Here is a 12,752-nt window from a genome sequence, read left to right on the forward strand (position 1 = left end):
ATTGGTCAAACCGTGATAAAGCAAGTTACTCTCCGGTACATCATGAAACAGCCGGTCAACGCCGCAGCAAGCGCAGCTCTTCGCCGTCGAAGACCGTTCTCCAGCCGGGCGGCGCCGACGGGAACCCGTTCTCGCCCGCGGCCATGAGGAGATACCTGGCGGGCAGCTCGCCGTAGGCGCCGGCGGCCAGCAGGTCGCCGGTGAGGCGGTTCAGCGGGTCCTCGCCGCGCACCCGCAGCCGGCCGCCGCCGGGCAGGCCGACGAGCAACGTGTCGTCCCAGAGCACCCGGCGCCGGAACAGCTTGGTCGCCGGGTCGAGCACGACCCGGCCGCCGTTCCAGGCGAAGGCCCGGTGTGCGCCCCACGGCAGCGACACCAGCGGGCCCGGCGCGGGGTCGCCGTCCACGATCCGCTGGACCGCCGTCCATTCCGCCGGGTACGTCACCGCCGCCAGCCGGCCGAACGCGCCCAGCGCGAACGTCGGCAGGGCCAGCACCGGGGCCAGCACCCCGACCAGCGCGAGCGCGCCCGACCGCAGGACCGAGGCCAGGCCGACCGCCGTCAGCAGGGCCAGCGGAGCCAGGTACACCTGGCCGTCGCGCAGCGGCCCGAATCCCGGCGACAGGGCGATGAGCCACTTGAGCGCCTCGCGCCCCGGCTGGAACGCGCCCAGCCCGGCGACGCAGAACCCGGCGGCCGCCGCCACCGCCAGGCCGCCCCACCAGGCGGGCCGCTCGGGGGCCGCGCGGAGGCGGGCGTAACCGTACAGGCCGGCGAGGACCAGGAGGAGCCGGGCGGTCGCCGTCCACCACGCCTCCTGGTCCGGCAGCCCGGCCTCGGCGTTCCAGATGCCGCCCAGCGAGAGCAGGCTGCCCAGCACGCCGAAGGGCCCGTCTGCACGGGCCGCGAACGCGTCCACGCCCGCCGGGTCGGTCACCGCGCCCGAGCCGAGCGCGGGCACCGCCCACGGCAGGCTGTAGGCGACCAGCACCCCGGCGGCGACCGGCGCCCTGCGCCGGGCGACGGCGATCGGCATCAGGGTGAGCCAGGACACCAGCATCGCCTGGAACCCGCCCACCGCCGCGGGCAGCAACGCCACCGCCAGCCGCCCGAACCGGGCGACCCCTCCGGAGGTCTCCCGCGTGAGCGCGCGGATCGCCCACGGCAGCCCGGCCACGCCCAGGAGCAGGGCCCACTGGCCGAGCATGAGCCGCTGGGCGAGGTAGAGGTTCCAGGCGTAGAACGCGGCGGCCACGAGCCGGGCGAGCCTGCGCTCCGGCGGCACCAGCGCCGCCGCCCCGGTCGCGGCCAGCACGAACACGGCGACCAGGGCCGCCTTCTGCACGATCTCCACGGGCAACGCCCTGGACAGCAGCGCCACGACCAGGTCGCTGGGCACCGCCCGGGGGAAGCCGCCGCGGTCGGGCCACAGGGGCGGATCGGGCACGAAGAGCAGGTCGTACCGGAGCACCAGCCCCCAGCCCAGCGCCGGGCCGAGCGCCAGCACCGCCAGCCCGAGCCCCAGCGCCGCCGGCCCCCAGCGGCCCGCACGGCCTTCGCGCACCGTGACACCGCCTCTCCCTCGTGCCAGGACCGGCGATCCGGGCACAAGGGAGATTAGCCGCCGACGCCTCACATGTGTTATTTGCCGGGCTCGGGGTCCCGGGGCAGGCCGAGCATGCGCTCGCCGATGATGTTGAGCTGCACCTCGGTGGTGCCGCCGTAGATGGTCATGGCCCTGGTCGCGAGCACCGCCCGGTTCCAGTAGCCGGCGTCGCCGAGCTTCATGTCGGCCGCCACCACGGCCTGCGCGCCGAGCAGGCCGACGGCCGTCTCGGAGACGTGCTGGGCGTGCGAGGTGGACAGCAGCTTCCGTACGGACGCGTCGGCGCCCGGCTCGTTCCCGGCGAGCTGCTTGAGCGTGACCCGCAGCGACAGCGCGTTGATTGAGTGCCCCTCGCACACGACCCGGGCCACCTCCTGCTCCTCGGCCGGCGTGAGCTCGCGCCCGAGCCGCCCGATCAGCCCCAGCAGGTCGGGCACGGACGCGCCGGTGCCGCCCGATCCGGACGACAGCGAGACGCGCTCGTTGGACAGCGTGTTGCGGGCCACCTTCCAGCCGTCGCCGACCTCGCCCACGACCAGGTCGTCCGGGACGAAGACGTCGTCGAGGAAGACCTCGTTGAACAGGTTCTCGCCGGTCATCTCGGTGAGCGGCCGGACCGTGACGCCGGGCGCCTTCATGTCCACCAGGAAGTACGTGATGCCCTCGTGCTTGGTGCCCTCGGAGGAGTTGCGGGCGATGCAGATGCCCCATTCGGCCACGTGCGCGACCGACGTCCAGATCTTCTGGCCGTTGAGCCGCCAGCCGCCCTCGACCTTCTCCGCCTTCATCTGCAGCGAGGCCAGGTCGGACCCGGCGCCCGGCTCGGAGAAGAGCTGGCACCAGATCATCTCGCCGCTGAGCGTCTTGGGCAGGAAACGTTCCTGCTGCTCGGGCGTGCCGTACACGGCGATGGACGGCACCACCCAGGCCCCGATGATCATCGCGGGCAGCCTGACCTTGGCGGCCTTGAGCTCCTGGGCGATGAGCACCTGCTCCAGCGGCTTGGCCGCGCGGCCCCACGGCCTGGGCAGGTGGGGCATGACGAACCCGCGGTCGGCCAGCGCCCGCTTCTGCTCCTGGCCCTCAAGGCGGGCGATCTCGGCGATCTCCGCACGGATGCCCTCGCGCAGCTCCTCGGCGCCCTCGGGCAGGTCGATCTCCATCTCGCGGCCGACGCCCTGCAGGGCCAGCGCGGTCACCGAGGCGGCCCACTCGGCCGACGAGCCGAGCAGGGCGCGCAGGGTGAGGGCGCGCCGGTAGTACAGGTGCACGTCGTGCTCGAAGGTGTAGCCGATGCCGCCGAACGTCTGGATCGCGTCCTTGGCGCACTGGACGGCCGCGTCGGGGGCCATCACCCCGGCGACGGCGGCGGCGTACTCCAGCTCACGGCCCTCGGCCCTGGTGGCGTCCCAGACGGTGGCGCGGGCCTGCTCCAGCGCGACGAGCATCCGGGAGATCTTGTGCTTGATGCCCTGGAACTGGCCGATCGGGCGGCCGAACTGCTCGCGTACCTTGGCGTAGGCGGCGGCGGCCGTGACGCACCAGGACGCCAGCCCGGCGGCCTCAGCGCCGAGCAGGATCGCGGCCAGGTTGAGCACGTCGGGGCTCTCGACGCCGTCGAGCACGCGCTCGGCGGGCACGCGTGCCTCCGACAGCTCCACCTTGGCCACCGGCCGGGTCAGGTCGAGCGACCGGACCGGCGTGACGGTGACGGCCGAGGCGTCGACGGCGATCCACTCCTCGCCCTCGGACGTGGTCACCGGCAGCACCAGCACGTCGGCCAGCGAGCCGGCCAGCACCGGGTCGGCCGTGCCGGACACGACCAGCGAGCCGTCGTCGGCACGGGAGCCGGTGAGCGAGCCGGACAGCGCGACGGCGCCCGTCAGCGAGCCGTCGGCGAGGGCTTCGAGCAGGTCGTGCCGCTTGGAGGCGTGGATGACCGCGCCGGCCAGCACGGTCGGCACGTACGGGCCGGGGGCGAGCTTCTCGGCCAGCGCCTCGACGGCGACGGCCGCCTCCAGCAGCCCGTAGCCCGACCCGCCGGACTCCTCGGGCAGGTGCAGGCCGAGCAGCCCCTGCTCGGCCAGGCCCGGCCAGAAGGGCGGACGTTCGTCCGACCCGGATCGCAGCAGCTCCGAGGGGATGTTCCGCTCGGCCCAGCCGCTCACCGAGTCGCGGAGCGCCTCGTGCTCCTCGCTCAATCCGATCGCCATTGCTCATCCTCCAGCCAGGTCAAAGTCAGTACCCGATGCCCAGAACCATATTCTAGAGCATGCTTCTGGCCTAGAGGGGACGTACCTGCTGGAGGAGTGTGTTCAAATCAGCCCATCGCGCCTTGTTCTTCTCGGGAATCGACGCCAGCAGCAGCGCCGGCTTGGTCTTGCCCACCTCGACGACCGTCACCACGGCCTGGGCGGTCCCCGTCTTGCCGCCCGAGACGTAGGTGACCTTGTACCCCAGCGACCAGCCCTTGCCGACCGGCACCTTCGCGGACCCGGTCCAGGAGGTCAGCTCGGCGCCCGCCGGGTACTGCGTACGCAGCGCCCAGCGGGCCGCGCGGACGGCCATCTCGCGGTAGTCGGCGTCCTTGGAGGGCTTCTTCGCCGGGGCGTCGCCCGGGAACATGGCCGAGGCGATCACGGTGTACGGCGCCGCCACCTTGCCGATGCGCTGGGCGACGGTGAACGGCGCGAACGACTTGGCGTCCCAGGGCGCGGCCAGGCGCGGGTAGCTGATGCCGCTCGTCTTGTCGGAGATGATCCCGCTCACCACGGACGCCTTGCCCGGGAACGCGGGGAACGCCTTGCTCGCCGGCACCGAGGGGAGCGCGACCGGCGTCTCGCTGGGGGTCGGGGAGGCGGTCGGGGTGGCGGTCGCGGCCGGCACGGGGGCGACGGAGACCGTCGTCCCGGCGGGGTCGCCGCTCGTGGGCACGTCGCCGGAGAACACGACGAAGATCAGCAGCACCGCCGTGACGGTGACGAGGATGGCGCCCATCAGGTAGATCGCGCGGATGGGGATGTCCCCGATGCCACGCTTGTGCGGCTTGGTAACAACCGGCGTCACAGGACCGGCGAAGCCCGGCTGAGCCTGGGGCTGGGCCTGGAGCTGGGCCTGAGGCTGGGCCTGGGTCTGGGGCTGGGTCTGGGGCTGGGCCTGATGGGGCTGAGGTTGGGGCGACCCGGGCGCTCCCGGCGGCCACACCTGCACGGGCTGATGCTGCGGCGCCTTCCCTTGCCCTGGCCGCTGCCCCGCCCCCTGCGCGTGAACCTGCCCCGCCCCCTGCACGAGCCCTGGCCCCGGCCCTTGCGGAAGCCCCTGCTGCCCCGGCCCCTGCGGCCCTTGCACGAGTCCTTGCCCCGCCCCTTGTCCAGCCCCTTGGGCGACGCCCTGCCCCGGCCCTTGCGGGCCGCCGCCTTGGAACTGCGCGTTCCCGCCCGGCGGATGCGGCGGGCGTCCCTGTGGGCTGGACGGAGGCTGCGGGCGCACCTGCGGGCCCGACGGCGGCCCAGGGTAGGGACGCGGTTGCGGGCCGGACGACCACTGCGGACCAGATGACGGCTGCGGACCAGATGAGGGCTGCGGACCGGACGACGACTGCGGGCCGGATGGCGGTTGCGGAGTCGGTCCCGCCGGCTGGGACGCCCCCGGGCGCGGCGGGCGCGGGATCTTGACCGTCTGCTCGGCGGGCGGCACGGCTTGCTCGGCGGGCGGCACGACGACCTTGCGAAAAGGTTGGGTGTCCTGTGCTGAGCTCTCGTCGCCGACGTCCGCCATGGCCTTGAGGTTACGTCACCGAAGAGCAGGATAATTCCTCTATTCCCCCAGCAGAATCAAATTCTGTATGGTCTGCGGACATGAGGGGTTTCTACGAGATCGCAGCCGCCGACCCGGACCGTCCCGCCCTGCTCGGCGACGCCGGCGCGACCTACGGCGAACTGCTCGCCCGCGCCAACAGAGCCTCCCACGGCCTGGTCGCGCGCGGCGTCCGGCCGGGCGGCGCCGTGGTGACCGTGCTGAAGAACGGGCTCGACGCCCTCACCATGATGCTGGCCACCTACCAGATCGGCGCCTACCTGGTGCCGGTCAACTGGCACTTCACGGCCGACGAGATCGACTACATCGTCGCCGACTGCGGCGCCGACGTCGTCGTCTCCCCCGGCGCGCTGACGGTCGCCGACCTGATCGACGGCCGGCCGGACACCGCGCCCGAGCACCGCCGGGCTGGCTCGATGATGCTCTACACCTCCGGCACCACGGGCCGCCCCAAGGGCGTGCGCCGCCGGCTGCTCGACCTGACGCCCGAGGACCTCTACCCCATCCTGATGCGCAAGAGCTGGCGGCACTTCGGCCTGCCGTCCGACGGGGTGCACCTGGTGTGCTCGCAGCTCTACCACTCGGCCCCCTACGGCCAGGCGATGATGGCGCTGCAGTTCGGCCACTCGATCGTGGCGCCGGAACGGTTCGACGCCGCCGAGGCGCTGGCGCTGATCGAGCGGCACCGGGTGACGAACGCGTTCATGGTGCCCACGATGTTCCACCGGCTGCTCGCCGTGCCGGACCGGGAGACCTACGACCTGTCCTCCCTCACCCACCTCTACCACGGCGCCGCCCCCTGCCCGCCCGCCACCAAGCAGGCGATGATCGACTGGCTCGGTCCCGTCCTGTGGGAGTACTACGGCTCGACGGAGGCGGCGGTGGCGACGATGGTGTCGTCCCAGGAGTGGCTGGACAGGCCGGGCACGGTCGGCAGGGCCCTGGACGGGATGGCCTTCACGATCATCCGCGACGACGGCCAGGAGGCGGCCCCCGGCGAGCCCGGGACGGTCTACATCGGCGGCATCAACCGCTTCGAGTACCACGGCGACCCGGACAAGACCGCCTCGGCCATGCGCGGCGCCGCCTACACCCCGGGCGACATCGGCTACCTCGACGCCGACGGCTACCTGTTCCTGCTGGACCGCAGGACCGACCTGATCATCTCGGGCGGCGTCAACATCTACCCCGCCGAGATCGAGGCCGCGCTGCTCGAACATCCGTCGGTGGCCGACGTCGCGGTGATCGGCGTGCCCGACCCCGAGTGGGGGCACAAGGTCGTGGCGCTGGTCCAGCCCGTGCCGGGCGTGACGGGCGGCACGGACCTGACCGCCGAGCTGCTGCGGCACTGCGCGCCCCGGCTGGCCCGGCTGAAACACCCCCGGGTGATCGAATACCGCGAGTCGTTGCCGCGCACCCCGACCGGCAAACTCAGCAGAAGGGACGTCCGGGAGGCGTATCTTTCCAGCTGAGCTGGGCAGAGACCTCCCCATGAGGGAGATCGTCGCCGGACTGGCAGCCGTCGTACTGCTCACCGCCTGCGGGCGGTCCCCGTCCATCCCGGCGTCCACCTCGACGGCCGCCGCGAGCCCGGCCACGACCACGCCGGGCTCGCCCACCGCCACCGCGGAGGCGCCGGGGAGCGCGCCGCAGTCGCTGGAGAGCGCGTACGAGCGGGTCATCACGGACGTCCTGCCGTCGATCGTGCAGATCAACACCAAGGTGGGCCTCGGCTCCGGCATCGTCTACGACACGGCGGGTCACATCGTCACCAACGCCCACGTGGTCGGCGAGGCGACCGAGATGAACGTCACGATCGCCACCGGCGGCGCGCCCCGCCCGGCCAAGCTGGTCAAGGCGTTCGGCGCCGGCGACCTGGCGGTGATCAAGGTCGATCGGCCCGACGGGCTGCGCCCGGCCAAATTCGGCGACTCGGGCAAGCTGCGGGTGGGCCAGATCGTCCTGGCCATGGGCAACCCGCTGGGCCTGTCGGGCAGCGTCACGAACGGGATCGTCTCGGCGCTCGGCCGTACCGTCAGCGAGCCCCAGAGCCCCGAGTCGCCGGGCGCCACCATCAGCGGCGCGATCCAGACCTCCGCCGCGATCAACCCCGGCAACAGCGGCGGCGCGCTGGTGAACCTGGCCGGCGAGGTCATCGGCATCCCGACCCTCGCCGCCACCGACCCTCAGCTCGGCGGCGGGGCCGCGCCCGGCATCGGGTTCGCGATCCCGAGCAACACGGCCACCGACATCGCGGCCCAGATCGTGAAGAACGGCAAGGTCACCAACAGCCACCGGGCCGCGCTCGGCATCCGCGGCAGCACGGTCATCGGCGCCACCGGGCAGCCGAGCGGTGTGGGCGTGGCGAGCGTGGAGAAGGGCGGCGGCGCGGAGAAGGCCGGGATCCGGGCCGGTGACGTGATCCTGTCGATCAACGGCAAGAAGACCACGACCATGGCCGCGCTGTCGGAGGAGATCACCGCCTACAAGCCCGGCGACCAGGTCAAGGTGGAGATCCTGCGGCCCGACGGCGACACCCAGACCGTCACGGTGACCCTCGGCGAGCTCAAGGCCGAGTGACGCCCCGAGCGGGCCGCCCTGTCACCGCCGAAGCCATCCCTCACTGCCGGGCCGTGAAGACGATCTCCACGCGCCGGTTCTTCGCCCGGTTCCGTTCCACCGGCTTGCCCTCGACCAGGTTGGGCAGCTTGGGCCGCCTCTCACCGTATCCGGCGGCCCGGAGGGTCACGTTCCCGCCGCCCAGCAAAGGGCCCAGCGCCGCGCGCACGGCCTGCGCCCGCCGCCGCGACAACGCCAGGTTGTACGCGTCGCTCCCCTGGTCGTCGGTGTGCCCCTCGATGCTGACGACGCCGCTCGCGCCCTCCGCCTCGACCTTCGCGGCCACGTCCGCCAGCCGTTCGCGGGCCTTGGGCGTGAGCCGCCACTTGTCCAGCGCGAACAGCACGTCGCTGGTCAGCGCGACGGTCACCGTGCGGCCCTGCCTGGTCTCGCTCTGCGCGCCGTCCATGGACTCGACCTCGCCGACGATGTCCTCGACCGGCAGCACCAGGTCCTCCACCGGGCCGGCGGCGTCGGCCGGGACCGGCGCGGGCGTGGGCGTCAGGACGAGGGCCAGCGCCAGGCTAAGAGAGCGGAACATCGGTCAGCACGCCCAGCATCGGCATCTCGACGTTGACCTTCGTGACCTCCGGCGGCGGGGCGGCGAAGACCGCGTACAGCGTGCTGGACTTCCCCGCCTCCAGGAACTGGCCCTGGGTGCCGGAGCACACGCACGTGGCGTCGGCGGCGGTGCCGTTGCGGGCGACGCGGTAACGCTTGGCGTTCACCGGGTCGATCAGGGAGACGTTGGAGACCGTGTAGTCGAAGCCGCCGCCGCCCAGGCCGTTGTGCACGTTGACCTTGCCCTCGACGGCGGTGATCGTCCAGTTGAGGGTGACGGTCCTGCCCTGGCGCTTCAGTGCGGTGATCTCGACGCGGGCCTTGCCGTACTGGTCGCCGGAGCCGACCTTGGCCTCGCGGGTGGCGACGACCACGTCCGCCTGCGGCGGCGCCGTCTGCGCAGGCGTCTGCTGCGGCGCGGTCTGCTGCGGCGCGGGGGCGGTGGTGGTCGCCTCCTTGGCGGCGGTCCGCGGCTGCCCGCCGGACACCATGCCACACCCTGACAGGACGACGGCCGCCCCGATGAGCACGATCGTCTTTCGCATCTACTGATCACCCTAATGCCGAGAAAAGAATCAAGTCAGACACCCTAGCCCGGATTGCCCGTTTCGGGCGGGACAAACGGTGATCAGCCGGTCGCGGACGACTGGGTCAGCCGGTAGCGGGAGGGCGGGATGCCGTACCGGTCCACGAACGCCTGGCGCAGCGTCTCGGCCGTCCCGAACCCGCAGCGCACGGCGATCGCGGACATGGGCAACGAGGTCGAGGCCAGCAGCTGAGCCGCCCCCTCGGTACGGGCCCGCCGCACGAACCTGCCCGGCGTCTGCCCGAGATGCCGGAGGAACAGCCGGGTGAGATGGCGTTCGCTGACGCCCGCCGCGGCGGCCAGCGTGGCCGCCGTGAGGTCGGCGGCCAGGTTGGCGGAGATGTGCTCGACGACCCGCCTGACCAGGCCGTCGGCGGGCGCCGGCGGGCTGACGAACATGCTCATCTGGGCCTGGTTGCCCGGCCGCTGCAGGTAGGTGACCATGCCGCGGGCCACCGTCCTGGCCAGCTCCGCGCCGTTGTCCTCCTCGACCAGCGCGAGCGTGAGGTCGATCGCGGCGGTGACCCCCGCGGACGTGGCCACCTCGCCGTCGCGGACGAAGATCGGGGCCGGGTCCACGGTGACGCGCGGGTAGCGGGCGGCCATGTCGGCCGCCTCCCGCCAGTGGGTGGTGGCGCGCCTGCCGTCGAGCAGCCCGGCGGCGGCCAGCACGTACGCGCCGGTGCACACCGACGCGACCCGCCTGCTCTCCCGCGCCAGCCTGCGGACATGGCCGACGACCAGCGGGTTCGCCGCGGCGTCCACGTGGCCGGTGCCGCCGGAGACGATGAGCGTGTCGAGCGGCCCGGTGATCCGCTCCAGCGCGAGCTGGGCCTGCAGCACCAGCGCGCCGGCGGTGGTCACGGGGTGGCCGCCGGGGGTGGCCAGCCGTACCTGGTAGTACGGTGAGGCGCCGTGCCAGTTCGCGTTCTCCAGCGTCGAGCTGACGCACGCGATGTCGAGCAGCTCGGCCGCCTCGTAGGCGACGACCACGACCCGCCGGTACTCCATGGCACGACTGTAGGTCCGGAAGACAAAGAACCCAAGTTTCCGGACACGTACGGCTTCGCCCCCTCGTCCCCGTCCCCCACCCGGCCACAGTCGGAGCCATGACACCGACGCCCTCTGCACCCGCGACCCCCTCCGCCGCCGGACGCCGCTGGTCGAAGTTCGCCCTCCACTACGTGGAGATGATCGTGGCCATGTTCGTCGGCATGTTCGCGCTCGGCGCCCTCCAGTCGGCCGTCGGCCTCTCGGTCTCCCACGAGGAGTCGCCGGAGCCGGCCTACCTGATCATGGCCGTGAACATGTCGGTGGGCATGGCGGCCTGGATGCGCTTCCGCGGCCACCGCTGGCCGTCGACGCTGGAGATGTGCGCGGCGATGTTCGTCCCGATCGTGCCGCTCTATCCGCTGCTCTGGCTCGGCGTCATCGACGGCGGCGTCCTGATGCTCCTCGCGCACGTCGCGATGTTCCCGCTCATGCTGGCCGCCATGTTCCGACGCCTCGACGAGTACACCGGCTGCGCCCACTAGCCCGGCACCCCATCCCCCTCGGCCCCGCGCCCACGGGGATCCCTAAGATGCCGCCATGGCGCGTTTCGAGACCGTGACCCTGGTCTTCGCTCCCCCCGACGTGCTCTTCGACACGTCGCTGTCGGTGGAGACCCACACCGCGTCCATGGCCGGCTCGTCGGAACGCGCGGTCGCGGGCGTCACCACGGGCCTGCTCGGCCTCGGCGACCAGGTCACCTGGCAGGCCAGGCACTTCGGCCTCACCTGGCGGATGACCTCGACGATCAGCGCCTGGGAACGGCCCGGGTACTTCGTGGACGAGCAGGTGTCCGGGCCGTTCCGCCACTGGCGGCACGAACACCGCTTCGAGGCGGCCCCGCACGCGGGCGCCACCCTCATGACCGACGTCGTCGACTTCTCCGCCCCCGCCGGCCCCCTGGGCCGCCTGGCCGAGCTGCTGGTGCTGCGCCGCCACATGACCCACCTCATCAACCTGCGCAACCAGCACATCAAGACGATCCTCGAACGGTCCCCTTGACCGAACCCGCGCCGCTGGGCGGTCGTCCAACCCAGCGGCGAAGGCTGCCGCGAGGAACGGAGACCGGGGTGCGCACGAACATCGGGACCGGCCGTCCCCCCGGCGGGGTCGCGCTGCGGCCGCTGCTGGTCCTGGCCCAGCTCGTCGGCGCCTGGGCGGCCGGGTCGGTCTTCCTGCCGACGGCGTGGCTGGTCCTGCCGGCCGTGCTGTTCGCCGGCAGCGAGGCGGTGTTCCTCGCCGCCGCCGCACTGGGCGTGGCGGCCCTGCTCGGCTACCTGGTCATCGTGATCGGGGCCACCCGCGCCGTGTCCGTCCTCGGCGCGACGCGCGGCGGCCGGCTCCTGTGGGCGCTGCTCGTGCTGGGCCTGGGAACCGCCGGCTGGGCCCTCGGCTGGGCGGTGACCGACGTCGCCGGCCTCGGGGTGAGCCGCGACATGCCGCTTGCGGCCGTGCTGGGCGGGGTGCCCTACGCCCTCGTGGCCGGGGCGCTGCTGCGCGGGTGGCGCTGCAAGGGGGTGGCGCTGGGGCTGAGCGTGGCGCTCGTGGGGACGGGCGTGGCGGTGCTGCGCCAGGAGCCGCCGGACGACCTGGCGGCCCGCCTGACGGTGGCCGACCTCCACCGGGAGACCGCGTACGTGGTCGCCGTCCCCGGTTACCGTCCCGACGACAGGGACTACGGCGGCGGGCTGGGCGGCTCCGGCTTCACCCCGGCGGACCCGGCCGCCATCCCGCCCGACCGGTACGTCCGGATCGTCGCCTACGACCGGCTCCTGCCGGGCGCGGCCGTGTGCGGCCAGCCCACCGCGCAGGACGCCGACCTGCCGGCCGGACCCTGCACCGCCGAGCCCGGCGGCCTGGTCCACCGGCAGGGTCCGGTCGAGCACGGCTACCAGGTGCGGGTGGGCCGCCGGTACGTCACGGTGGTGGGGAGCGCCGCCGTCCCCCGCGACCTGCTCCGGTCGGCGGCCCGGAGCCTGCGTCCGGCCGCCGCCCGCGAGCTGGGCGACCAGGAGCAGACCGGCGACTACTACGCGGCGCGCATCCCGGGCTACACCCCCCATCTCACGGGCATCCCGGCGGGCCTGGTCTACACGCCCGCCGACCACACCGGCAACGGCGGCCAGAGCGTCCACATCACGTTGTCCGTGCGCCCGGCCGACGACGACGTCTGCTACCTCGCCGAGAAGTGCGCCCCGGCCGGCTCCGGCCTCACCTACGTCCGCCGCGAGGACACGCACGGTTACGCGGTGCGCCGCGGCACGGTGACCGTCCAGGTGCTCGGCGGCCTGCGGGTGGACGCGAAGCCGCTGCGCCAGGCCGCCCTCGACGCCCGCCCGGCCACCGACGACGAGCTGCGCCGCCTGCTGCCCCCGCTGGAGCCGCGCACCCCCCTCGACCGCCTCCGCCGGTGGCTGCGCACGTTCTAGTGGACGCGCACGCTGGTGGACGCGCACGCCCCCGGACAGCGAAAAGCCTCCGACCCGCCGAGGTCATCGGCAGGCCGGAGGCTTT

Annotated in this window: 11 protein-coding genes; 5 read left to right on the plus strand and 6 right to left on the minus strand. The window is 73.1% G+C overall.

What is annotated here, in order from left to right; translation table 11 throughout:
- Positions 1-55: 55 nt before the first annotated feature.
- From ACFYYW_RS08785 to ACFYYW_RS08795, 3 genes are all read right to left on the minus strand, one after another.
- The gene (locus ACFYYW_RS08785; RefSeq protein WP_387646628.1) at positions 56-1,564 is read right to left on the minus strand and encodes a hypothetical protein; all 1,509 of its coding nucleotides are present in this window, start codon (positions 1,562-1,564) and stop codon (positions 56-58) included.
- A 77-nt stretch (positions 1,565-1,641) separates the two neighbouring features.
- On the minus strand, positions 1,642-3,819 hold the full coding sequence (locus ACFYYW_RS08790; RefSeq protein WP_387646631.1) for an acyl-CoA dehydrogenase: 2,178 nt from the start codon (positions 3,817-3,819) through the stop codon (positions 1,642-1,644).
- A 70-nt stretch (positions 3,820-3,889) separates the two neighbouring features.
- Positions 3,890-4,672, minus strand: a complete 783-nt coding sequence (locus ACFYYW_RS08795) for a hypothetical protein (RefSeq protein ID WP_387646633.1) — start codon at positions 4,670-4,672, stop codon at positions 3,890-3,892.
- A 791-nt stretch (positions 4,673-5,463) separates the two neighbouring features.
- On the opposite strand from ACFYYW_RS08795, the gene ACFYYW_RS08800 reads away from it, so the two are divergent.
- Positions 5,464-6,894 carry an AMP-binding protein gene (locus ACFYYW_RS08800; RefSeq protein ID WP_387646635.1) on the plus strand — a complete coding sequence of 477 codons (1,431 nt, stop codon included), beginning with the start codon at positions 5,464-5,466 and terminating at the stop codon, positions 6,892-6,894.
- Between the two features lie 19 nt (positions 6,895-6,913).
- Positions 6,914-8,002 carry a S1C family serine protease gene (locus ACFYYW_RS08805; protein WP_387646638.1) on the plus strand — a complete coding sequence of 363 codons (1,089 nt, stop codon included), beginning with the start codon at positions 6,914-6,916 and terminating at the stop codon, positions 8,000-8,002.
- Positions 8,003-8,042: 40 nt separating this feature from the next.
- Here ACFYYW_RS08805 and ACFYYW_RS08810 read toward each other — a convergent pair whose 3' ends face one another.
- From ACFYYW_RS08810 to ACFYYW_RS08820, 3 genes are all read right to left on the minus strand, one after another.
- A complete protein-coding gene (locus tag ACFYYW_RS08810; protein WP_387646641.1) occupies positions 8,043-8,582 on the minus strand; it encodes an OmpA family protein in 540 nt (179 codons plus the stop codon).
- A complete protein-coding gene (locus ACFYYW_RS08815; protein WP_387646643.1) occupies positions 8,566-9,147 on the minus strand; it encodes a lipoprotein in 582 nt (193 codons plus the stop codon). The genes ACFYYW_RS08810 and ACFYYW_RS08815 overlap by 17 nt, the downstream gene beginning before the upstream one ends.
- An 83-nt stretch (positions 9,148-9,230) precedes the next feature.
- The gene (locus ACFYYW_RS08820; RefSeq protein ID WP_352321726.1) at positions 9,231-10,199 is read right to left on the minus strand and encodes a helix-turn-helix domain-containing protein; all 969 of its coding nucleotides are present in this window, start codon (positions 10,197-10,199) and stop codon (positions 9,231-9,233) included.
- 98 nt (positions 10,200-10,297) lie between these two features.
- On the opposite strand from ACFYYW_RS08820, the gene ACFYYW_RS08825 reads away from it, so the two are divergent.
- The 3 genes from ACFYYW_RS08825 (at position 10,298) to ACFYYW_RS08835 (ending at position 12,667) form a co-directional block, all read left to right on the plus strand.
- On the plus strand, positions 10,298-10,723 hold the full coding sequence (locus ACFYYW_RS08825; protein WP_387646646.1) for a hypothetical protein: 426 nt from the start codon (positions 10,298-10,300) through the stop codon (positions 10,721-10,723).
- 55 nt (positions 10,724-10,778) lie between these two features.
- Positions 10,779-11,240 (plus strand): cyclase, encoded by a 462-nt coding sequence (locus ACFYYW_RS08830; protein ID WP_387646648.1) that lies wholly within the window; start codon positions 10,779-10,781, stop codon positions 11,238-11,240.
- 68 nt (positions 11,241-11,308) lie between these two features.
- Entirely contained in the window at positions 11,309-12,667 is a 1,359-nt protein-coding gene (locus tag ACFYYW_RS08835) for a hypothetical protein (RefSeq protein ID WP_387646650.1), read from the plus strand.
- Positions 12,668-12,752: the final 85 nt, after the last annotated feature.

The sequence above is a fragment of the Nonomuraea sp. NPDC001831 genome (assembly GCF_042892035.1).
Taxonomy (GTDB): domain Bacteria; phylum Actinomycetota; class Actinomycetes; order Streptosporangiales; family Streptosporangiaceae; genus Nonomuraea.

Bases quoted from the DNA above. Each gene is read 5' to 3' on its own strand.
- ACFYYW_RS08830 (WP_387646648.1), top strand. From the start codon at position 10,779: ATGGCGCGTTTCGAGACCGTGACCCTGGTCTTCGCTCCCCCCGACGTG.
- ACFYYW_RS08815 (WP_387646643.1), bottom strand. From the start codon at position 9,147: ATGCGAAAGACGATCGTGCTCATCGGGGCGGCCGTCGTCCTGTCAGGG.
- ACFYYW_RS08790 (WP_387646631.1), bottom strand. From the start codon at position 3,819: ATGGCGATCGGATTGAGCGAGGAGCACGAGGCGCTCCGCGACTCGGTG.
- ACFYYW_RS08825 (WP_387646646.1), top strand. From the start codon at position 10,298: ATGACACCGACGCCCTCTGCACCCGCGACCCCCTCCGCCGCCGGACGC.
- ACFYYW_RS08805 (WP_387646638.1), top strand. From the start codon at position 6,914: ATGAGGGAGATCGTCGCCGGACTGGCAGCCGTCGTACTGCTCACCGCC.
- ACFYYW_RS08820 (WP_352321726.1), bottom strand. From the start codon at position 10,199: ATGGAGTACCGGCGGGTCGTGGTCGTCGCCTACGAGGCGGCCGAGCTG.
- ACFYYW_RS08800 (WP_387646635.1), top strand. From the start codon at position 5,464: ATGAGGGGTTTCTACGAGATCGCAGCCGCCGACCCGGACCGTCCCGCC.
- ACFYYW_RS08810 (WP_387646641.1), bottom strand. From the start codon at position 8,582: ATGTTCCGCTCTCTTAGCCTGGCGCTGGCCCTCGTCCTGACGCCCACG.